The sequence below is a fragment of the Janthinobacterium sp. GW460-12-1-14-LB5 genome (assembly GCF_059423585.1).
The window spans coordinates 11939-31538 of sequence record NZ_JBWKYD010000007.1; the positions used below are offsets into that span (position 1 = coordinate 11939).

The 19600-nt window shown below is 64.8% G+C and carries 16 protein-coding genes; 15 read left to right on the top strand and 1 reads right to left on the bottom strand.

Annotated elements, in window-relative coordinates:
* Positions 1–69: 69 nt before the first annotated feature.
* A complete protein-coding gene (locus AC07X6_RS08625; protein WP_494790672.1) occupies positions 70–777 on the bottom strand; it encodes a GntR family transcriptional regulator in 708 nt (235 codons plus the stop codon).
* A 297-nt stretch (positions 778–1074) separates the two neighbouring features.
* On the opposite strand from AC07X6_RS08625, the gene AC07X6_RS08630 reads away from it, so the two are divergent.
* The 15 genes from AC07X6_RS08630 to AC07X6_RS08700 all read left to right on the top strand — a co-directional run bounded on the left by AC07X6_RS08630 (position 1075) and on the right by AC07X6_RS08700 (position 19537).
* Positions 1075–1371: a hypothetical protein gene (locus AC07X6_RS08630; RefSeq protein ID WP_494790673.1), complete on the top strand. Its 297-nt coding sequence runs from the start codon at positions 1075–1077 to the stop codon at positions 1369–1371.
* 271 nt (positions 1372–1642) lie between these two features.
* Positions 1643–3325 (top strand): aspartate-alanine antiporter, encoded by a 1683-nt coding sequence (gene aspT / locus AC07X6_RS08635; protein ID WP_494790674.1) that lies wholly within the window; start codon positions 1643–1645, stop codon positions 3323–3325.
* 56 nt (positions 3326–3381) lie between these two features.
* Entirely contained in the window at positions 3382–5070 is a 1689-nt protein-coding gene (gene aspT / locus AC07X6_RS08640) for an aspartate-alanine antiporter (protein ID WP_494790675.1), read from the top strand.
* Between the two features lie 72 nt (positions 5071–5142).
* Positions 5143–6753, top strand: coding sequence for a bifunctional aspartate transaminase/aspartate 4-decarboxylase (locus AC07X6_RS08645; RefSeq protein ID WP_494790676.1), 1611 nt, complete (start codon positions 5143–5145; stop codon positions 6751–6753).
* 177 nt (positions 6754–6930) lie between these two features.
* Positions 6931–8340, top strand: coding sequence for a TolC family protein (locus AC07X6_RS08650; RefSeq protein WP_494790677.1), 1410 nt, complete (start codon positions 6931–6933; stop codon positions 8338–8340).
* A 2-nt stretch (positions 8341–8342) separates the two neighbouring features.
* Entirely contained in the window at positions 8343–9317 is a 975-nt protein-coding gene (locus AC07X6_RS08655) for an HlyD family secretion protein (protein WP_494790678.1), read from the top strand.
* A 6-nt stretch (positions 9318–9323) separates the two neighbouring features.
* On the top strand, positions 9324–10505 hold the full coding sequence (locus tag AC07X6_RS08660) for an ABC transporter permease (protein WP_494790679.1): 1182 nt from the start codon (positions 9324–9326) through the stop codon (positions 10503–10505).
* Entirely contained in the window at positions 10502–11653 is a 1152-nt protein-coding gene (locus AC07X6_RS08665; RefSeq protein ID WP_494790680.1) for an ABC transporter permease, read from the top strand. Before AC07X6_RS08660 ends, AC07X6_RS08665 begins: the two co-directional genes overlap by 4 nt.
* A 48-nt stretch (positions 11654–11701) precedes the next feature.
* The gene (locus AC07X6_RS08670) at positions 11702–13282 is read left to right on the top strand and encodes an AAA family ATPase (protein WP_494790681.1); all 1581 of its coding nucleotides are present in this window, start codon (positions 11702–11704) and stop codon (positions 13280–13282) included.
* Positions 13279–13752 (top strand): hypothetical protein, encoded by a 474-nt coding sequence (locus tag AC07X6_RS08675; protein ID WP_230540926.1) that lies wholly within the window; start codon positions 13279–13281, stop codon positions 13750–13752. Before AC07X6_RS08670 ends, AC07X6_RS08675 begins: the two co-directional genes overlap by 4 nt.
* 9 nt (positions 13753–13761) lie before the next feature.
* A complete protein-coding gene (locus tag AC07X6_RS08680) occupies positions 13762–14733 on the top strand; it encodes a hypothetical protein (RefSeq protein ID WP_494790682.1) in 972 nt (323 codons plus the stop codon).
* Positions 14730–16508 (top strand): VWA domain-containing protein, encoded by a 1779-nt coding sequence (locus AC07X6_RS08685; protein WP_494790683.1) that lies wholly within the window; start codon positions 14730–14732, stop codon positions 16506–16508. The genes AC07X6_RS08680 and AC07X6_RS08685 overlap by 4 nt, the downstream gene beginning before the upstream one ends.
* A gap of 1 nt (position 16509) precedes the next feature.
* On the top strand, positions 16510–17103 hold the full coding sequence (locus tag AC07X6_RS08690; protein ID WP_494790684.1) for a hypothetical protein: 594 nt from the start codon (positions 16510–16512) through the stop codon (positions 17101–17103).
* Positions 17100–18479 (top strand): phenylacetate--CoA ligase family protein, encoded by a 1380-nt coding sequence (locus AC07X6_RS08695; protein WP_494790685.1) that lies wholly within the window; start codon positions 17100–17102, stop codon positions 18477–18479. The genes AC07X6_RS08690 and AC07X6_RS08695 overlap by 4 nt, the downstream gene beginning before the upstream one ends.
* Positions 18476–19537: an AAA family ATPase gene (locus tag AC07X6_RS08700; RefSeq protein WP_494790686.1), complete on the top strand. Its 1062-nt coding sequence runs from the start codon at positions 18476–18478 to the stop codon at positions 19535–19537. The genes AC07X6_RS08695 and AC07X6_RS08700 overlap by 4 nt, the downstream gene beginning before the upstream one ends.
* Positions 19538–19600: the final 63 nt, after the last annotated feature.

The following is a 19600-nucleotide window of genomic DNA, read 5'->3' on the forward strand; positions in this document are numbered from 1 at the left end:
CCAGTTTGCCGGCAAGCAGTGACAAGGCCGCCCGTGCACCAGCAGGGCGGCCTTTTTTTTTGGCGCCGCTTACATCAGCAGCGCCGCCACCAGGTCTTTCCTGGCGTCACCGGCGCTGCCGTCGAAGCGCAAGGCCGCTTCCACGTGCGCCAGGTGTTCGACCATCAGGCGCGCCGCCAGGTCCGCGTCGCCGCTGCGCGCCGCCTCGAGAAAACGGCCGTGTTCGTCGCACGAGCAGGTGGCGGCGTGGCCCGACTGGTACAGCATGGTGATGAGCGAGCTGCGGCCCACCAGTTCGCGCACGATGTCGCGCAGCACGGCGTTGCCGGCGATATCGGCCAGCAAGACGTGGAAGTCGCCCAGCAGTTGCGAGCGCAACGGCGTCGCTTGCGCCAGCGCAAGGCGCTCCGCTTTCAGGTGCCGTTCCAGCATCTTGTAGTCGGCAGGTTTGGCCCGGGCGACGAATTCGCGCGCCAGGGCCGCTTCGATGACGCGCCGCGCGGCAAAGATGTCGCGCGCCTCCGCTTCGGTGGGCTGGCTGACGAAGGCGCCCTTGTCGGGCACCATGCGTATCAGTTTGTCTTTCGAGAGTATGAGCAGGGCGGCGCGGATCTTGGTGCGGCTGACGCCATACAGCCGGCACAGCGCCTCTTCGCGCAGCCGCGTGCCGGGCGGTAACTGGCGCGCCACGATGGCGGCCGCCATATGCTCGGCAATTTCCGCCGAGCTGTCGCCGCTGCCGGGCTTGTCCACCAAGGATGCGCTTGATTCTGTCATGTCGGGTGAGAGCAGTCAGCCAGGGGCAAGGTGAACCTTGCAAGCGCATGTCCGCGCGGCGGCGTGGTTGACGCCCCGCTGCCGGCATGCCGTGAGTGCCTTGCGTGTCAGCAAGGCCTGGCTATTCTACTATCTTGCGTGGCGCCGCGCAGACGAACCCAGCCACCTGGCAAGGCTAAGTAATCCTCAGGAAATTATTGTGAATTTATGACGAACAGAACCGGATGCTATGCAAGGCGCCCGCTGCGACGCAGTGCGAGCACTGCTAGCAGCGGGCAACGCCGCAGAGCGCCGGTTATGGAAGTCAGAAATCATGGGGGTTACTTAGACACCCACCTGGTCATCCGCTACCCGGCCGCGCTGTACTTTTTTGTCGGCAAGCACCGGCCGGAACTGGCGCGCCACATTGAAACAGGGCTGGAAACCATGCTGGCCGATGGCAGTTTCGCGCAGCTGTTCCAGCAGCATTTCGGCCGCCTCGCGGATGGCCTGAAGCTGCCCCAGCGCCATGTGCTGGAACTGATCAATCCCGACTTGCCGGAAGAGACGCCGCTGGCGCGCAAGGCACTTTGGTATCGTCCAAAGCATTACTAATGGTTTTGTTGATCTATGTCAAACAGCCGCCGCAATCGTGCGCAGGATGTTTGATGAAACGCAAAGCGAGTTCAACAGAACACCTGTTGACACTTATAAAATTTTCGCCGAACATCATTCTACTTTGCAACACTTTGCAATACTTTCCCAGCGAAAGCCGCCATGGCAGCTGTCGTGCGGGACCCGTGCGCCCGTTCAACGGCAAGCCGCCGCCAGCCACCGAACGCCCTGTTCCCTTGTAACCATCCGTTATCTTTTCGAAGGTTTGCCCATGCTCGATTCGATCGCGTCGGTATTGCACCAGGTGCCGGAACTGGCCCTGTTCCTGGCGCTGGCCCTCGGTTACGCGGTAGGGCAGATACGCTTCGGCCCCATCCAGCTGGGCGGCGTGTGCGGCACCCTGATCGCCGCGCTGCTGATCGGCCAGCTGGGCATCACGCTGGACGCCAGCGTCAAGAACGTTTTCTTCATGCTGTTCATCTTTGCCCTCGGCTACGCGGGCGGTCCCCAGTTCTTTGCCAACCTGAATGCCAAGGGCTTGCGCCTGGGCATACTTTGCCTGATCGAAGTGGTGGTGGTGCTGGCGCTGGTGTTGCTGGCCACGCGGTTGCTGGGCCTGGACCAGGGCACGGCAGCCGGCATGATGGCGGGCGCGGCGACGGAATCGGCCGTCGTCGGCACGGCCACGGACGCCATCTCGAAGCTGGCGCTGCCGGCCGCCCGCATCGCCGAACTGCAAGCCAACGTGGTCACCGCGTATTCCATTACCTACATCTTCGGCCTGATCGCCATCGTCATCGTCACCAGCCAGATTTTTCCGCTCTTGCTGCGCGTCAACCTGCGCGAGGAAGCGGACAAATTATGGGCAAAGATGGGCGGCGCGCACACCGATGGCGACGGGGTGCAGGCGACGCCGGAAATGGTGGGCCGCGCCTACCGCATCAGCCGGGGGGCCGGGCGCCGCCTCGATGCCTTGCAGCATATTTTTGCGGGCCGCGCCAGCATCACGCGCGTGCGCCGGCACGGCAAGGTATTGCCTTTGGAACCGGCACTGCGCCTGCGCAACAATGATGAGGTGCTGGTGATCGGCCACCGTCCCGCGCTGGTGGCGGCCGAAGCCATTCTGGGCGAGGAGTTTGCCGACACGACGGGCTTGAACATGGCCGTTTCCGCCGTCGAAGTGGTGCTGCAGCAAGCTGCGCTGGTGGGCCAGCCCTTGCGCCAGCTGGCCTTGCCTTCCGGCGTGCACGTGGCGGCCGTCGTCCGTGGCGAGCACAGCATGCCGCCCTTGCCCGACCTGGCCCTGCAGCGCGACGACGTGCTGCGCCTGTATGGCACGGCGGAAGGGCGCGAACTGAACACGGCCTTGGCCGCCATCGGCAAGCGCGTGCCCACCGGGGACCGCAGCAATATCGTCTACGCCAGCATCGGCATCGTGCTGGGCGTGTATATCGGCGGCTTTACGGCCAGGCTGGGCGGCATCCCGTTTTCGCTGGGCACGGGCGGCGGCGCCTTGCTGACGGGCCTCGTGTTCGGCTGGTACCAGGCGCGAAAACCTGGCATGCCGGGCATCCACCCCAGCGCGCTCGACATGATGAAGGATATCGGCCTGGCCACCTTCATCGCCTGCGTGGGCCTGGCGTCGGGACCGCAGGCGATCGACCTGATCCGGCAGTACGGCCTGTCGCTGCCCTTGATGGGCGTGTTGATCGCCGTCATCCCCGCTTCGATTTCCTTGCTGGTAGGCCACTTTTTCCTGAAGCTGGAAGCGCCCGTGCTGCTGGGCGCCATCGCCGGCCAGCAGTGCAGCACGCCGGCGCTGTCGGCCGTGCAGAACGCGGCCGGCAATTCCACGCCCTTGCTGGGCTACACGATCACCTATGCGATCTCGAACGTGGTGCTACCCCTGCTGGGGCCGCTCATCGTGGCCCTGGCCGGCTCGGTGCACGCATGAGCTGCCCGCCAGGGCACACGCAGTAAAGAATTCCTTCAACACGAAAGGCGGTCAGCATGGAATGGTTGCATGAGTTATTCAAGAAGTCGCCCGAAATTGCCTTGTTTCTCTCCCTGGCAGTGGGTTACTACATCGGCAAGATCAAGTTCGGCTCGTTCCAGCTGGGCGGGGTCGCCGGTTCACTCCTGGTGGCGGTCCTCGTCAGCCAGGTGGGCGTGGCCATCGATCCCGGCGTCAAGTCGGTGCTGTTTGCGCTGTTCATCTACGCGGTCGGCTATGAAAGCGGACCGCAATTCTTCAATTCCCTGGGCCGCCAGTCCGTGCGTGAAATCATCCTGGCCGTCGTGCTGGCCGTGACGGCGCTGCTGACCGTGGTCATCATGGCCAAGGTCTTTGGCCTGGACAAGGGCCTGGCGGCCGGCGTGGCGGCGGGCGGCTTGACGCAGTCGGCCATCATCGGCACAGCCGGCGACGCGATCACCAAGCTGGGTCTCGCGGCCGACGAGGTGGCGCGCTTGCAGGGCAACGTGGCCGTCGGCTATGCCGTGACGTATGTGTTCGGCTCGTTTGGCGCCATCATCGTCTGCGTCAACATCTTGCCCAAGCTCATGGGGCGCACCATCCGCGAAGATGCGATCAAGGCGGAAACGGCGCTGCAGGCGGGCGTGCAGGTGCTGGGGCCGGGCCAGACGCCGGCCGCGCCCGACTTGATCGGCCGCATCTATGCCGTGGGGCCGGGCGCCGGCCGTACGGTGGCGGAAATCGAAAGCGCCAACCCGAACACGGCGATTACCATCGAGCGCGTGAAACGCAACAGCCAGATCATCGACGTCAGCCCGGACCTGGTGCTGGCAGCCGACGATATCGTGCTGCTGGTGGGCCGCCGCGAAGCGATGCTCAGCGTGTCTTCCCAGCTGGGCAAGGAATTGCATGCCGTCGAAGGCATGGAACTGGTGATGCAGCGCCGCGACATGGTGCTGACCAACAAGGCTTACCACAACAAGACGGTGGGCGAAATCCGCAGCGCGACGGCGCCAGGCGTGCGTCACGGCATCTTTGTCGTGCAACTGAGCCGCATGGGCAAGATCCTGCCCATGCAATCGGAAACCGTGGTGCAGACGGGCGACGTGGTGACCATCTATGGCGCCGAGCAGGACGTCAAGCGCGTGGCGGCCGAAGTGGGCTATATGATCGTGCCGAGCGCCAAGACGGACTTCGTCTACATGGGCGCCGGCCTCGTCGTCGGCCTGCTGGTCGGCTTGCTGGTGGCGCGCATCGGCTCGATTCCGCTGACCCTGGGCAGCGGCGGCGGCGTGCTGCTGTCGGGCCTCGTGTTCGGCTGGTTCCGCGCCAAGCGCCAGACGTTTGGCTACATGCCCAGCGGCGCCGTGCAAATTCTCAAGGATCTGGGCCTGGCCGGCTTCGTTGCCGTCGTCGGCCTCACGTCCGGCCTGCAAGCCGTGCAAACCGTGCGCGAACACGGCCTGACCCTGTTCGGCGTGGGCGTGGTGGTGACCATCCTGCCGATGATTTTGACCATGCTGATCGGCCGTTACATCTTGCGCTATGACAACGTGGCCATCTTTGCGGGCGCCCTGTCCGGCTCGCGCAGCGCCAATCCCGCGTTCGGCGAAGTGCTGAACGCGGCGCAAAACTCGATTCCCACCGTTCCCTTTGCCATCACCTATGCCTTGGCCAACGTTTTCCTGACCTTGCTGGGGCCGCTAGTCGTGGCCTTCGTCTGAGTCAGCGAGTATCCGTACTATCCAGGCCGCCCGCACGGGGCCTCCTCACTTGTCTAATAAGGAGTAGCAAAAATGGATTTCAGTAACCCAAGCAAACTCGCCCTGTTGAGCCCCTTCGAATTGAAGGATGCGCTGATCCAGACGGCCAAGCAAAGCAACCGTCTGATGCTGAACGCGGGCCGCGGCAACCCGAATTTCCTGGCGACCACGCCGCGCCACGGCTTCTTCCAGTTTGGCCAGTTCGCGATGACGGAGGCGGAACGCTCCTACGTGTACATGGAGGGCGTGGGCGGCTTCCCCACGCGCGAGGGCATCGAGGCGCGCTTTGAAATCTTCGTGCGTAAACATGAAGGCAACCCGGGCGCGCATTTCATCGAGGCGGCCGTATCGTATGTGCGCGACCAGCTGGGCCTGAGCGCGGGCGACTTCATCTATGAAATGTGCGAAGCCATTCTCGGCTGCAACTATCCCGTGCCGGACCGCATGCTGCGCCTGTCCGAGAAAATCGTCGGCCAGTATATCCACCGCGAAATGATCGGCGAGCACCCGTTCGTCGGCAATTTCGACATGTACGCGGTCGAGGGCGGCACGGCGGCCATGACCTATCTGTTCGCCAGCCTGAAATCGAACCACATCATCCAGGAAGGCGACACCATCGCCCTGGGCATGCCGATCTTCACGCCCTACATCGAGATTCCGCAGCTCAATGATTACAAGCTGAACACCGTGCATATTGATGCGCCGCAATCGAACAATTGGCAATTCACAAAGAAAGAGCTGGACAAGCTGCTGGACCCGAAAGTGAAAGCTTTCTTCCTCGTCAACCCCAGCAATCCGCCATCCGTCAAGATCGACGACGAGACCCTGGAATACATCGCCAAGATCATCAAGAAGCGCCCGGACTTGATCATTCTGACCGATGACGTGTATGGCACCTTCGCCGACAATTTCGTCTCGCTGTTTGCCATTTGCCCGTTCAACACCATCCTCGTGTATTCGTTCTCGAAATATTTCGGCGCGACGGGCTGGCGCATGGGCGTGGTGGCCACGCACGAAAACAATATCCTGGACGAAAAGATCGCCAAGTTGCCGGAAACCGTCAAGAAGCAGCTCGATGCGCGTTATCACTCCATCACCACGGAGCCGCGCAAGCTGAAATTCATCGACCGCCTGGTGGCCGACAGCCGCACCGTGGCGCTGAACCACACGGCCGGCCTGTCCACGCCCGTGCAGGCGCAGATGACTTTGTTCTCGCTGTTCTCGCTGATGGATGAAGAGCAAAAGTACAAGCAATCGATGAAACATATCGTGCTGCGCCGCAAGCAGGCGCTGTACCGCGAACTGGGCTTGCCGATGGTGCACGACGCCAATTCCGTGCGCTACTACCATTTGCTGGACATGGAATCGCTGGCCGCGCAAATGCATGGCGAGGAATTCTCGCAGTGGCTGCTGAAAAAACTCAAACCCAATGAAGCGTTGTTCCGCCTGGCCGAGGAAACGGGCGTCATCCTGCTGCCGGGCCGCGGCTTCGGCACCACGCATCCGTCCGGCCGCGTCTCGCTGGCCAACCTGAACGAGTACGACTACGCCAACATCGGCCGCGCCATCCGCAGCATGGCGTCCGAGTTCTTTGCCGTGTTCGAAAAGGAAAAGGAAAAGGGCGGCAAGAAGGCCAAGAAGTAAGCCGCTAGAAGCTTAGGCTGAGTAAACGGGCGCCCCGCATGAGGCGCCCGTTTTTGTCTGTCAGCTTGCGTAACCAATAGTGCAGGCTGGAATAGACATCCATGGATATAATTGCTATTGTGAAAGTATAAACATGGCAACCCCGTGCTTTCCCCTCATTCATTGACTGGACGCTACATGGGCAGATTGCAAGGACACTTATCATTATTGCTGGCGGGCGCGCTGGGCGCGGCCATGCCCGCCCTGGCGGAACCGCTGACATTTAACGAAGCGCTGCAGCAGGCGGCCAAGGCGTCGGGCACGGTGCAGGGCGCCGCGCTCGACGTGCGCGCGAAAACCCTCAAGGCCGAGGCGTTGTCGAACATCGACGGTCCCTCCGTGGACTTGACGGCGTTTCGCGGCCGCCTGTCGACGGACTTGAACATCGATACGAGCGGCTTGTCCGGCGTGGTGGGCGGCATCGAGTCCGTGCTGCCATCGATCCCCGGCTTGCCCAAGCCACAGATTCCCAATTCCCTGAGCCGCGAAGTGGTGACGGACCTGACCTCGTTCGGCTTGCTGGGCATGTGGCCCATCTACACGGGCGGACGGCTGGACGCCGTCAAGGGCCTCGCTTCGAGCCTGACCCTGGCCGCGCAGGCCGAGCGGACGGAAGCGGAAGAGCAGCTGGCCACCCTGGTGGCGCAGCGCTATTTCCAGTTGCTACTGGCCAAGCGCGTGGTGGCCGTGCGGGCCGAAGTGACGGCCGGCGTGACGCAGCACCAGCGCGATGCGGCCAAGCTGGAAAAGGGCGGCCTGATTTCGCGCGCGGAACGCCTGCGCGCCGATGTGGCCCTGGACAGTGCCCGCAGCGATGAGGCGCAGGCGCGCAGCGACGAGGAAATCGCCCAGGTGGCGCTTGACCGTTTGCTTGCCGTCAATACGCAAGTGCTTCCCAGCACGCCTTTGTTCGTCAACAGCTTGCCGGTGGGTACTTTGCAATCGTTCATCAGCACGGGCATGCGCGAAAATGCGAACTGGAAAAAGATCGACAGCAAGCGCGTGCAGGCCGAGCAAGCCCTGAAGCTGCATGGCAAGGAATACGCGCCCACGGTGTTTGCCATCGGTAATTACAATTTGAATCGCGGCAATGAAAAACTCGTGCGTTCGAACTGGGCCATCGGCCTCGTCGTGGCCGTGCCGCTGGTGCACCGCATCAACACGGGCAAGATGATCGCCGCCGCCAAGCTGGACCAGGAGCGCGTGGAAGTGGTGGCGCGCCAGGCCGAGCGCGACATTCCCACGCTGATCGAAAAGAACTGGCGCGCGCTGGAAAACGCGCGCATCCAGTACCTGTCCACGGCCTCGTCGGTGGAACTGGCGCGCGAGAATATCCGCTTGCAAACAGTTGCCTTCCAGCAAGGGCAAGTGACGTCGCTGGAAGTGGTCGACGCGCGCCTGAACCTGGCGAAGGTCGAGACCCAGCGCGCGCAGACGGCCTATAACTATGTGATGGGGCTGGCGCAATTGCTGGAAGCGACGGGCGAGACGCAGCGCCTGGGCAGCCTGGCGGCCGCGGCCGATATCCAATTACCTGTGGAAAAATAATAATGAGTACTTTCAAAAAACCATTGGCCATAGTCGCCGCTGTCATCGTTCTGGGCTTCGTGGGCTGGGGCTTGTACCAGGCGTTCCAGCCGCAGCGCCTGCCTTTGCAGGGACAGATGGATGCGCAGGAAGTCAATGTGTCATCGAAAGTGCCGGGCAGGGTGGGGCAGCTGTACGTCAAGCTGGGCCAGACGGTGCCGAAAGGCGAGCTGCTGTTCCAGCTGACGAGTCCGGAAGTGGATGCCAAGGTTGCGCAAGCGACGGCCGCCACGCAGGCAGCCGATGCCGTGGCGCAAAAGGCGCAAGCGGGTGCGCGGCCCGAGGAAATTGCCGCCGCGAAAGCGAACTGGGAGCGGGCGCAAACGGGCGCCACCATCGCCAAGACCACATACACCCGCGTCAACAATATGTACGAGCAAGGCGTGATTGCCCAGCAGAAACGCGACGAGGCGCAAGCGCAATGGCGCGCCGCCGACCAGCTGGCGCAAGCTGCCCGCGCCCAGTTTGATATGGCGCAAAAAGGTGCCCGTCCGGAAGACAAGACGGCCGCCGCCGCCCAGGCGCGCCAGGTGGGCGCCGTGCTGACGGAAGCGCAGGTCGCCCTGGCGGAAACGAAGATCGCCGCGCCCCTGGCCGGGCAGGTCAGCAAGATCCAGATACAACCGGGCGAACTGGCGCCGCAAGGTTTCCCGGTGATCACCCTGGTGAATCTCGATGATGCCTGGGCCGTGCTGCAGGTGCGCGAAGATGAAATGGCCGCGTTCGCCATGGGCAGCACGCATACGGCCAATGTGCCGGCGCTGAAACAGCAAGTGAGCTTCAAGGTCAGTTCCGTGGCCGTGCTGCCCGATTTTGCCACGTGGCGCGCGGCGCGCCCGGGCGGCACGGATTTGCGCACGTTTGAAATCCGGCTGCGTCCCGCCATCAAGGTCGAGGGTTTGCGTCCGGGCATGTCTGTCGTGTTTCCACCGCTCTGATACGCGATGAACGAAGCGGATAAGGGGCCGGATTCAGCGCTGGCACGCGAGTGGCGGCGCCTGCGCGGCGATTTCTGGGATCTGGGCATGCTCAGCTGGATTCCCGTCGTGCTGTGCGGCATGCTGTGGCTGGTGTTTTCCGCCGGCATCGCGCGCGACTTGCCCATCGTCGTCATCGATAACGACAACTCCACCTTGTCGCGCCAGCTCACGCGCTGGCTCGACGCGTCGCCGGGCATCGCAGTGGCGGCGAAAGTGGCCTCCAGCGATGAAGCCCTGCACCGGCTGCGCGAACGCACGGCGTACGGCTACCTGCTGATCCCGAACGATTTCGAACAGAAACTGCTGGGCGGCCGCCAGGCCACCGTGCAATGGCTGTACAACGCGCAGTTTTCCTCGCACGCGGGCGCCTTGCTGCGCGACGTGCGCACGGTCAGCACGACCTTGTCGGCCGGCATCGAGATGACGGCGCGCGTCAAGAAGGGTATGTCGGGCGTGCAGGCGGCGGCCCAGTTCGAACCGATACGCACGACACTGAACAGTTTATACAATGAAAACACCAGCTATGAAGCATTTTTAACGTTGGCCCTGATGCCGGCCATGCTGCAGATTTTCATCGTCGTCGCCGTGGTCACGAGCATCGGGCGTGAGTTGCGCGACGGTACGGTGCCGCAATGGCTGGCCTCGGCCAACGGCAGCTGGCTGCGCGCCGTCGGCGCCAAGCTGCTGTTTCCCGTGATCGCCTACTGCGCGCTGGCGCTGCTGTACTTGCTGTTCTTCAGCCTGGCGCGGGGCTGGGCCGTGGCGGGCAGCTTGCCGGCCTTGCTGCTGAGCATGCTGCTGCTGGTGCTCGCGTATTGCGGCCTGGCCACCTTGCTGATCGCCGCCACGCTATCCCTGCGCCTGGCCTTGTCGGGCGCGGCATTTATTACCGCACCGGCCTTCGCGTTCGCGGGCCAGGCTTTCCCCTTGATGGCCATGCCGGCGCCGGCGCGCGCCTGGGCGGAAGCCTTGCCGCTCACGCATTATCTGCAATTGCAAACGAAATACTGGCTGGCGGGCGCGCCGTGGCGCTATGGCATGCAGGAAATGCTGATACTGGCCGGCTTTGCCATCGGCTGCGGCGCCGTGGGCGTATTCCTGCTGGCGCGCCGCGCGAATGCGCCTGCCGCCTGGGGGCGCGCATGATGTGGAGCGCCTTTCTCGCCACCTGGCGCGCCATGCTGACGGACAAGGGCGCGCTGACCTTGCTGTTTGTCGGCGGCATCATCTATTCCTTCTTCTATCCCTTGCCATACTCGACGGAAATCGTCCAGCGCGTGCCCGTGGCGGTCGTCGACCAGGACCGCAGCGCCATGTCGCGCCAGCTCACCCGCTTTGCCATGGCCCATCCCTCCTTGCAGGTGATCGCCGTCACGCCGGACTTGCCGGTGGCGCAGGATTTATTGTGGCGCGACCAGGTCATGGGCGTGCTGATCCTTCCCGACGGCTTGCAGACGGACGTGCTGGCCGGCCGCGCCGCCCACGCGCAGGTGGCGGGCAATGGCTTGTATTTGATGCTGAACAAGGTGGCCTTGAATGGCCTGGCCGAAGTGGTGGGCACGGTGTCGGCCGGAATCGAGTTGAAACGCCTGGGCGCGGGCACGCCGTCCACCATCCAGGCCAACCAGCAGCGCTCGCCCATCGCCTTTGACGCCGTGCCCTTGTTTAACGTCAAGGAAGGCTATGGCGCGTATGTCGTGCCGGGCGTGGCGACCTTGATCGTGCAACAGACCTTGCTGATCGGCATGACCATGCTGTTCGGCACCTGGTATCAGCGCAAGAGCTTCCCGCTGGCAGGCCGGCGCACGGCGGGCGGCTATGCGGGCATGCTGCTGGCGTTTGCCTGCGTCGCCTTTCTCAACTGCTGCTATTTCTTCGGCTTCGTCTTCTGGTTCCAGGATTACCCCCGTGGCGGCAACTTTGGCGGCATGCTCTTGCTGCTGGTGCTGTTCTCGCTGGCGGAAGCGGCCTTCGGCATGCTGCTGGGCATGCTGTTCCGCACGCGCGAGCGGGGCACGCAGCTGATGATCGCCACCTCGATGCCCGTGCTGTTCCTGGCGGGCCTGACCTGGCCCGTGTCGTCCATGCCCGTCGTGCTGCAATGGCTGCGTTGGCTGCTGCCGTCCACGGCCGGCATCCAGGGCTTTGTTGCGCTCAATCAAATGGGCGCCTCGCTGCATGAAATTCGCCATGAAGTGGCGGGCTTGCTGGCCTTGCTGCTGGCCTGCGTGGCGCTGGGCTGGTGGCGCTGGCGCAAGCTGGAGGAAACGGTTGTCGATTTGAACAAGGCGTAGTGGGAACGATATGCAATAATTTCGTTTCCCTCACGTTGCCTGTACATTATGTCAGCCTTTAACTTGTTCCAGCGTCTTTCACAAGCCCCCACCAAGCCCAAGGCGGCCCCCGTTGCGCGGCAGTTCGACGTGGCGGACCTGTACCAGGGCCCCATCGCGCTGGGAGCGGAAGGCGAGGCGCAAGCGCGGCCTTTCGATGAAAAGCTGCGCCAGGCGTATTTCTGGATCGTCAACCACGCCATCATCAGCCCCCACTACGACATCGAGTACAACGACGGCCCGTCGCAGACGTACTCCGTGGGCGACAGCCGCCGTACATTGAATTTGCCGTCGGCACAAAGCTATTCCAGTTTTATTTTGCTGCCGCTGCTGACGTTTGCCACGCGCCGCAAATGCCTGTTCGTCGGCGGGCCGGGGCGGGGCAAGACGGCCAGCGCCTTGCTGATGGGCGTGCTCGCCGGTTCCACCGTCAAGGAGGTGAAACGCGCCATGCAGCACGGCCACCCGCAGATGACGGTGGCCGATTTGCTGGGCAATCCGCTGCCGGCGGACCTGGTCAACGCGCAAAGCATGGACGATATCCGCATCGCCTGGCGCGCCTGGCTGGGCATGCGCGTGAAGATCGTCGATGAATACAACCGCATCCCCACGCGCACGCAAAGCGCGCTGCTCACCGTCATGGGCGACAATTACGCGGAAGTGCTGAACCATATCTATGAATGCCCGGAAGCGGCCTGGTATCTGACGGCCAACGACGACCAGGGCGGCGGGACCTACCAGGTGATCGAGGCGCTGCGCGACCGGGTCGACGTGACGGTGCAGGCGCTGGCCTTCAATCCGCGCTTCCTGAATGAACTGCTGCTGCGCGTGGAAGAAAACGTGCGCCCCGAAGAGCTGGTGCCGCCCGATATCATCTTCACGGAAGGGGAGGTCGACCAGATCGGCGAGGCGATCCGCCAAGTGGGCATACCCGACGGCGTGCGCCGCCGCCTGGAATTCTTTGCCAGCCAGTTCGAGCTGTTCGAGACGGCCGGTGGCCAGTTCGAGTACATGACCAAGGATACGGCCCGCCTGGCCGGCGCCGACCGTGGCGCCGCGCAGGCGGCCGACAATGGGCGCGACCGTTTGAAGGATCTCGGTTGCCAGACCTTGAACGGCATCTCCGTGCGCACCCTGATGGCGCTCATGATCTACGCCAAGGCCATGGCATATTTTCGCGGCAATGGCGAGGTGGCGCTGGAAGACTTGCGCCAGGTACTGCCCTTCGTCCTGCACAACAAGCTGCAGCCGGACCCGGACGCGCCGTTTTTCGCGCTGCCGGAAAACGCCGCCTACCGCAGCGACAGGCTGGGCTGGCTGCGCCGCCTGTTCGACCTGTCCAACGATGAATTCAACCGCCTGGACCTGGACCGCGACGATCCCGTGGGCGCGCTGTCGGCCGAATTCGACCTGGGCCTCGACGGCGTCAGCGAGCGCGAAACCCTGGCGCGCCTGAACCGCATCGAAAAGCTGATCGGCGAACGTACGAAAGGGCGCAAGCTGTACGGCCCCCTGTACGACGATTTGCTCAAGCTCAAATACCTGCATCAGCGCTATACCAATTACCGCAGCTGGCTGCGTTCGCAATGAGCGTCCTGCACTGTCAAGGCTTCCTGGAAGCGCTGGTGCTACTGAATGGTGAAGCCAGCGACCTGTGCGCCAGCTACGAATTATCACGCCTGCCCGATGCGCCGGACCTTGCCACGGCGCTGGGCTTGCGCGTCGAGGATTATGCCTTGAACGTCATAGCACCCGCACGCGACTTGCCGGCGGCCTTGTGGCATATCAAGGCGGCGCCGTGCGCACGTGCGCAGCTGGAACAGGTGTGCCAGCGCTGGTTTTTCTCGTCGCGGCACATGCAGGCGGCGCCGGCCGGCCGCTTCCGCGCGCAGCTGGTGGCCGCGTTCACAGAGTCGCTCGACGAGGCGCTGGGCGGTTTTTCGCCGTACGCCGTGACGATGACACCGCCCGCCGGTTTCTGGTACGCGATCCACTGGGACGAGATCGCGTTCGAGCGTGATGGCGAGCGCTATCTGCTGCACTTTTCGCACAGCGACTGACGGGCCTCGATGATCTCTCCTGCCTTTGCTTCGATCCTTGCCAGCGGCCGCGCCCAGTTCAATGCGCGCGCACTGGAAGCGCGCCGGCGCTTTCCCGCGCTCGACATGGCCGCCTTCGGCGCCTTTTTGCGCGACGGCGTCGATCCGCTGGTGGTCGCCGTGGCCGCCGCCGCGCTTGAGCGCGTGGGCGGCGCGACCCTGGCCGCCTATGATATGGCATTGGAACTGGTGGGCCACGGCCTGGCCGGTCCGGCCGCAAAAAACCCGTTCCTGAACACCGTCTGGCGCGAGCTGGCGCCGCAGTTTGCGCCGCTGCTGGCGACGGCCCCCGTCGAGGTGCTGGGTATGCTCAGCAACGCCGCCGTCCACATCGCCTCCGTGGCGGGCGCGCGTCCCGCGCAGTGGCGGCGCGAGCTGGCCGCCCTGGCGCCGCGGATCGCCACGCTGGCGCAGCTGCGCGCCGTGGGCCAGGTGCTGGCCTGGCGTGCCGGCGTTGCGCATTTCCGCCTGGGCGCGCTGGCGGCCGCCGATACCTTGCCGCCCGCCTTGGCGCTGGCCGCCTTCGATGAACCCGGTGCGCAATGGCCGCAGGTGCATGCGCAGTTGCTGGGCAATCCGTGGCGCGGCAATGCGGAGGGCAGGGAGTTCGGCAGCTTCACAGGCCTCGGCGGCGCTTTCGGCACGCCGCCGCAGGTGCGCGCCACGCCGGATGGTTTTGTCGTGCGCAGCGCCGAACGCCATTACCTGCTGGTGGCCGACGCCTATGGCGCCGTGCTGCATGGCGCCACGGCGCAGGAGTTTGATCAGGCGCAAATGGGCATGCCGACGTCCGTGCGCGTGGATGGCGCCAGCGTGCAGATTGGCGCGCGCCGCATCGAACTCGATGTGCCGGCCGGCGACATCGCCCTTGCCGCCAATGCGCACACGCTGGCCGTCACCTCGCCCTGGACGCATGCGATTCGCCTGCTGCCGCTCGCATGAAGAAGGATGCCGACACCGCGCTGATCGACGCCTGGCGCGCCGCCTGGCCCGAAGCCCTGGCCGTGTGGAGCAAGTTCACGCGCTTGCGCGACCCCAGCCTGTGCGCCAGCCGCGTCGAGGCCAGCAAGCAGGGCTTGTCCGGCAGCTTCGCCATGATCCGCCTGCTGGACCAGAGCGTGGTGGTGGACTTGCCGCTGGTGACGGAGCTGGGGCTGGACGACTATGCGCTGGAAATCCTCGCGCATGAAATCGGCCACCATATCCTCGCGCCGGGCAGCGCCGGCGACCAGTTCCGCCTGCTGGCGCGCATGCGCCGTGCCTTGCCCACGCTGGAACAGCACGCGCCCATGGTGGCCAATCTGTACACGGACCTGTTCATCAACGACCGCCTGCAGCGCCAGGCGAATCTGCGCATGGCCGACATCTACCGCAAGCTGCGGCAGGGGCGCACGGCGCAAGCTGACGCCAAAAGCGGCGGCGTGTGGACCTTGTACATGCGCATCTATGAAAACCTGTGGCAGCTGGAAAAGGGCGAACTTGGCGGCGCAGGGGCTGAGAACGAGGCCGACGAACGCCTGGACACGGATGCCTGGCTGGGCGCGCGCCTGATACGCGTGTATGCGAACGACTGGATGCTGGCGGCGGGCCGCTTCGCCACCTTGCTGCTGCCCTATCTGGTCGACGATACGGATGCCTTGAGCCCGAGCCGCTATCTGCAAGACACGCGCGACGCGGCCCGTGGCTGCCAGACGTATGGCGCGCAGCAGATCGAGGATGACGAGGAGGGCGGCGCCATCCATCCCGTGCACGACAAGCGCATTTCCGGCCTCGATGGCGAGGAGCCGCCAGGCGAGGCGCCGGCCAGGCAGGGCGGCGGCCAGCTGCGCGAACCGTTCGAGCTGGGCGACATTTTGAAGGCCTCGGGCATCGATCTGAGCGACCATGAAATCGCCATCCGCTACTACCGCGAGCGGGCCTTGCCGCACCTGGTGGCGTTTCCCAGCCGCCCCGCGCCCGAATCGCAGGAGCCGCAGATGGAGGGGTTGGAGCCGTGGGAAATCGGCGACCCGCTGGAAGACATCGACTGGCTGCAATCCGTGATGCAGTCGCCGCGCCCCGTGCCGGGCGTGACGACCGTGCGCCGCGTGTACGGCCGCGAACCGGCGCGCGCCATCGACGCGGTGCCCGTCGACCTGGACATGTATGTGGACAGTTCCGGCTCCATGCCGAATCCGCAGGCGCACACCTCGTTCCTGACCCTGGCCGGCGCCGTCATCGCCCTGTCGGCCCTGCGCGCCGGCGCGAAAGTGCAGGTGACCCTGTGGAGCGGCAAGAAGGAGGTGATGCAGACGCCCGGTTTCGTGCGCGACGAAGACCTGATCCTGGGCGTGCTGACGGAGTTTTTTGGCGGCGGCACCTGTTTCCCCATCCATTGTCTGCGCAAGACCTATGCTGGCAAGCGCGAACGGCCCGCGCACATCCTGATGATTTCCGACGATGGCATCACCACCATGTTCGACAAGGATGAACTTGGCAACAGCGGCTGGGATATCTCGGCGAAAGCGATGGCCCAGGGCGGTGCGGGCGGCACCATGGCCCTGAACCTGGAGCGCGACTGGGAAGGCGCAGCGAGCCACAAGTGGCTGCAGCAGACCTATGACGATTTGAAACGCGCGCGCCGCGAGCAGGGTTGGGATATCCACGCCGTCGAGCGCTACGAGGACTTGCTGGACTTTGCGCGGGCGTTCAGCCGGCGCCACTATATACAACCATGACATGCAGACTCCCGGACCCCACCTCGAAACTCTGACCCACCGCCTGGCCGACACGCCCGCCGAATTCCTCGCCGAGCCTCGCATCGCCGGCGTCGCCAACGCGCAGGCCGTGGCGGTTGCCGCGCTGGTCAACGACATTTTGCTGCTGCATGGCGCGCGCGCGCCGGCCACGTCACTGCAGGGTTTTATCGGCGCGCAGGTCAAGGCCGACCGCAACCGGCTGGCGCTGGCCATGATCCTGTGCTGGCTGCTGGCCGACGACTGGTTCACCGCGCAGCAGCTGCCGCAGCCAGCCTTGCTGCAGGTACTGGGCGAGGCGGCACGCGAACTGGCTGCCAGTACGCCGGCGCACCAGTTCACGCAAGACCCGGAGCGGCGCGAGGAACTGGCGCGCATCGTGCTGGCGCGCCTGGGCTTTCGGCCCCGCGACGAAAGCGTGGCGCAGGCGACGGACAGATTGTCCGCCATCAGCGGCACGGAGCGCCGCCGCCTGCTTGAAGCGAGCCGGCTGGCCGAGCAGCGCGCGCGGGAAATCCGCGAGGCGCTGGCGAAGAAGGCGGCCGAGGAATCGGCCGACAAGTGGTCGCGCGAATGACGCTCGCTGGCAAACCTGACGTCAACCTGCCGGGCGGCGCCTGGGAATCGGACCGCGATTACTGCCCCACGTTGACGCCGGCGGGCGCGCGCATGCTGGACAAGCTGCGCAGCCATCCTTGCGCGCCCATGTACCGCAACCGCAGCGGCAACAAGCTGCAGGCGGCGGAAGTCGGCGCCCTGCGCGCATATGAACGCGAAGTGATGGACGCGGCGATCGGCTGGAGCGCCGATGCGCCGCCGCCCTGGCTGGCGGATTTTCTCAGGGCGACCTACGCCACGGTGCCGCATTACCGCGCCTGCGGCTCGCCCCCTGCGCGCCTTGCGGACGTGGCGCCCATCAGCCGCGCCGAACTGGCGCACGATATCGCCGCCTTCGTGCCCGATGATGCGGATTTGGCGCGCATGATCAATTTCCAGACGACGGGCACCACGGGCCACCCCTTGCTGATCGCTTCGCACCCGCTGGTGGCGGGGCGCTACCTGGCCTTCCACAAGCGCGCGCTGCGCCGCTTCGGCGTCACCTTGCGCCATGGCGCGGGGCAGGTGGGGGTGATGCTGCTGGGGCACCAGCGCCGCTGCTTCACCTATGTCTCCGTCACGCCGACGATGAACGAATCGGGTCTGGCGAAGATCAACCTGCACCCGGACGACTGGCGCCAGCCTGAAGACCGTGTGCGCTACCTGGACGCCATGGCGCCGGAGCTGATCGCGGGCGACCCCATCTCGTTTGCCGAGTTGCTGACCTTGCCGATGACGCACAAGCCGGCCGCGCTGCTGTCCGTCTCGATGATGCTGTTGCCCGGCATGCGCGCGCGCCTGGAAGCGGCGTTCGGCTGCCCCGTGCTCGACATCTATTCGCTCAATGAAGTGGGGCCTGTGGCCGTGTACGACGAGCGGGCCGGCGGCCACGTGCTGCTGCAGCACCGGCTGTACGTGGAAATCCTCGACGCGGATGGCCGTCCCGTGCCCGATGGCGCGCGCGGCGAGATCACCGTGACGGGCGGTTTTAATTTTTGCCTGCCCCTCGTGCGCTACCGCACCGGCGACTACGCTTCGCTGGCGCATGGACCAGACGGTCCCGTGCTGGTGGGCCTGGCGGGACGAAGCCCCTTGCGCTACAGGACGGTCAAGGGCGCATGGATCAATAATATCGACATCACGCATGCCCTGAAACCGCTGGCCATCGCCCTGTTCGGCGTGCACCAGCATGGCGACGGCGCCGTCGCGCTGCGCCTGGCGCCGGGCGCCATGCCGCAGGCTGACAGGGCGCGCGCCTTGCTGGCGCCTTTTTTCGGCGACATCGCGGTCGAGACCTTGCTGGCGGAAGACAAGATCATTCAATACACCTCGGATTTACGGGAAGCGGCAGTATGAGCAGATACAAGCGGGGCCTGGTAGTGGGCAAATTCTGTCCGCTGCACCTGGGCCATGAACTATTGATACAGCGCGCCACGGACGGGTGCGAGGAACTGCTGGTGGTCAGCTACACCAGGCCTGAATTTCCAGGCCTGGAACCGGCGCGCCGGGAAGCCTGGCTGCGCGCGCGGTTTCCGCAGGCGCATATCGTGGTGCTCGACGATGCACGGCTGGCCGCCCTGTGCGCGGCGCGCGGCGTGCCAGCACGCCTTTTGCCGCACAACGACGACGATGGCGAACTGCACCGCCACTTCATGGGCTGGCTGTGCTGGACGGTGCTGGGCTTGCCCGTCGACGCCGTCTTCACCAGCGAAGACTACGGCCCTGGTTTTGCGCGCGTGCTGGAACGGCATTATGCGGTGGGCGCGGTGGCGCACGTGAGCGTGGACCAGGCGAGGTCCCTGGTGCCCGTGTCCGGCACCCTCGTGCGGCAAGATCCGCAGGCGCACGGCGCTTTTTTGTCGCCCGTCGTGCGCGCCGATTTTGTGACGCGTGTGTGCGTGCTGGGCGGCGAATCGAGCGGCAAGACGACCCTGGCGCAAGCGCTGGCGGCGCATTTCGATACCGGCTGGGTGGCCGAATATGGCCGCGAACTGTGGGAAAGCCAGGATGGCATCTTGCACTATGACGATCTGCTCAGGATCGGCCGGGAACAGCTGCGCCGCGAAGCGCAGGCGGCCATGGCCGCGCGGCGCTGGCTGTTTTGCGATACCTCGCCCATGACCACGTATTTTTACTGCGTCGAGATGTTCGGCAGGGCCGAGCAGGAACTGGCGCAGCTGGCCGAACACCGCTATGACCTGGTGCTGCTGTGCGCCCCCGATTTCCCCTTCATCCAGGACGGCACGCGCCGCGACGGGGAGTTCCGCGCGCGCCAGCATGCGTGGTACCAGGCCGAGCTGGCGCGGCGGGGGATCGCTTTTATCGATGTATCTGGTGCTGTGGACGACAGGGTCAGGCAGGTGGCGAAGGTGCTGGTGGCGCAAACGCGGCACCCGCCATGGCCGACGGCATGACGATGCATGCAGGGGACTGGCCGGGTCGCCGGCAAAAAAAAATGCCGTCCAGTGTGAACTGAA

Bases quoted from the DNA above. Each gene is read 5' to 3' on its own strand.
- AC07X6_RS08625 (WP_494790672.1), bottom strand. From the start codon at position 777: ATGACAGAATCAAGCGCATCCTTGGTGGACAAGCCCGGCAGCGGCGAC.
- AC07X6_RS08630 (WP_494790673.1), top strand. From the start codon at position 1,075: ATGGAAGTCAGAAATCATGGGGGTTACTTAGACACCCACCTGGTCATC.
- aspT (WP_494790674.1), top strand. From the start codon at position 1,643: ATGCTCGATTCGATCGCGTCGGTATTGCACCAGGTGCCGGAACTGGCC.
- aspT (WP_494790675.1), top strand. From the start codon at position 3,382: ATGGAATGGTTGCATGAGTTATTCAAGAAGTCGCCCGAAATTGCCTTG.
- AC07X6_RS08645 (WP_494790676.1), top strand. From the start codon at position 5,143: ATGGATTTCAGTAACCCAAGCAAACTCGCCCTGTTGAGCCCCTTCGAA.
- AC07X6_RS08650 (WP_494790677.1), top strand. From the start codon at position 6,931: ATGGGCAGATTGCAAGGACACTTATCATTATTGCTGGCGGGCGCGCTG.
- AC07X6_RS08655 (WP_494790678.1), top strand. From the start codon at position 8,343: ATGAGTACTTTCAAAAAACCATTGGCCATAGTCGCCGCTGTCATCGTT.
- AC07X6_RS08660 (WP_494790679.1), top strand. From the start codon at position 9,324: ATGAACGAAGCGGATAAGGGGCCGGATTCAGCGCTGGCACGCGAGTGG.
- AC07X6_RS08665 (WP_494790680.1), top strand. From the start codon at position 10,502: ATGATGTGGAGCGCCTTTCTCGCCACCTGGCGCGCCATGCTGACGGAC.
- AC07X6_RS08670 (WP_494790681.1), top strand. From the start codon at position 11,702: ATGTCAGCCTTTAACTTGTTCCAGCGTCTTTCACAAGCCCCCACCAAG.
- AC07X6_RS08675 (WP_230540926.1), top strand. From the start codon at position 13,279: ATGAGCGTCCTGCACTGTCAAGGCTTCCTGGAAGCGCTGGTGCTACTG.
- AC07X6_RS08680 (WP_494790682.1), top strand. From the start codon at position 13,762: ATGATCTCTCCTGCCTTTGCTTCGATCCTTGCCAGCGGCCGCGCCCAG.
- AC07X6_RS08685 (WP_494790683.1), top strand. From the start codon at position 14,730: ATGAAGAAGGATGCCGACACCGCGCTGATCGACGCCTGGCGCGCCGCC.
- AC07X6_RS08690 (WP_494790684.1), top strand. From the start codon at position 16,510: ATGCAGACTCCCGGACCCCACCTCGAAACTCTGACCCACCGCCTGGCC.
- AC07X6_RS08695 (WP_494790685.1), top strand. From the start codon at position 17,100: ATGACGCTCGCTGGCAAACCTGACGTCAACCTGCCGGGCGGCGCCTGG.
- AC07X6_RS08700 (WP_494790686.1), top strand. From the start codon at position 18,476: ATGAGCAGATACAAGCGGGGCCTGGTAGTGGGCAAATTCTGTCCGCTG.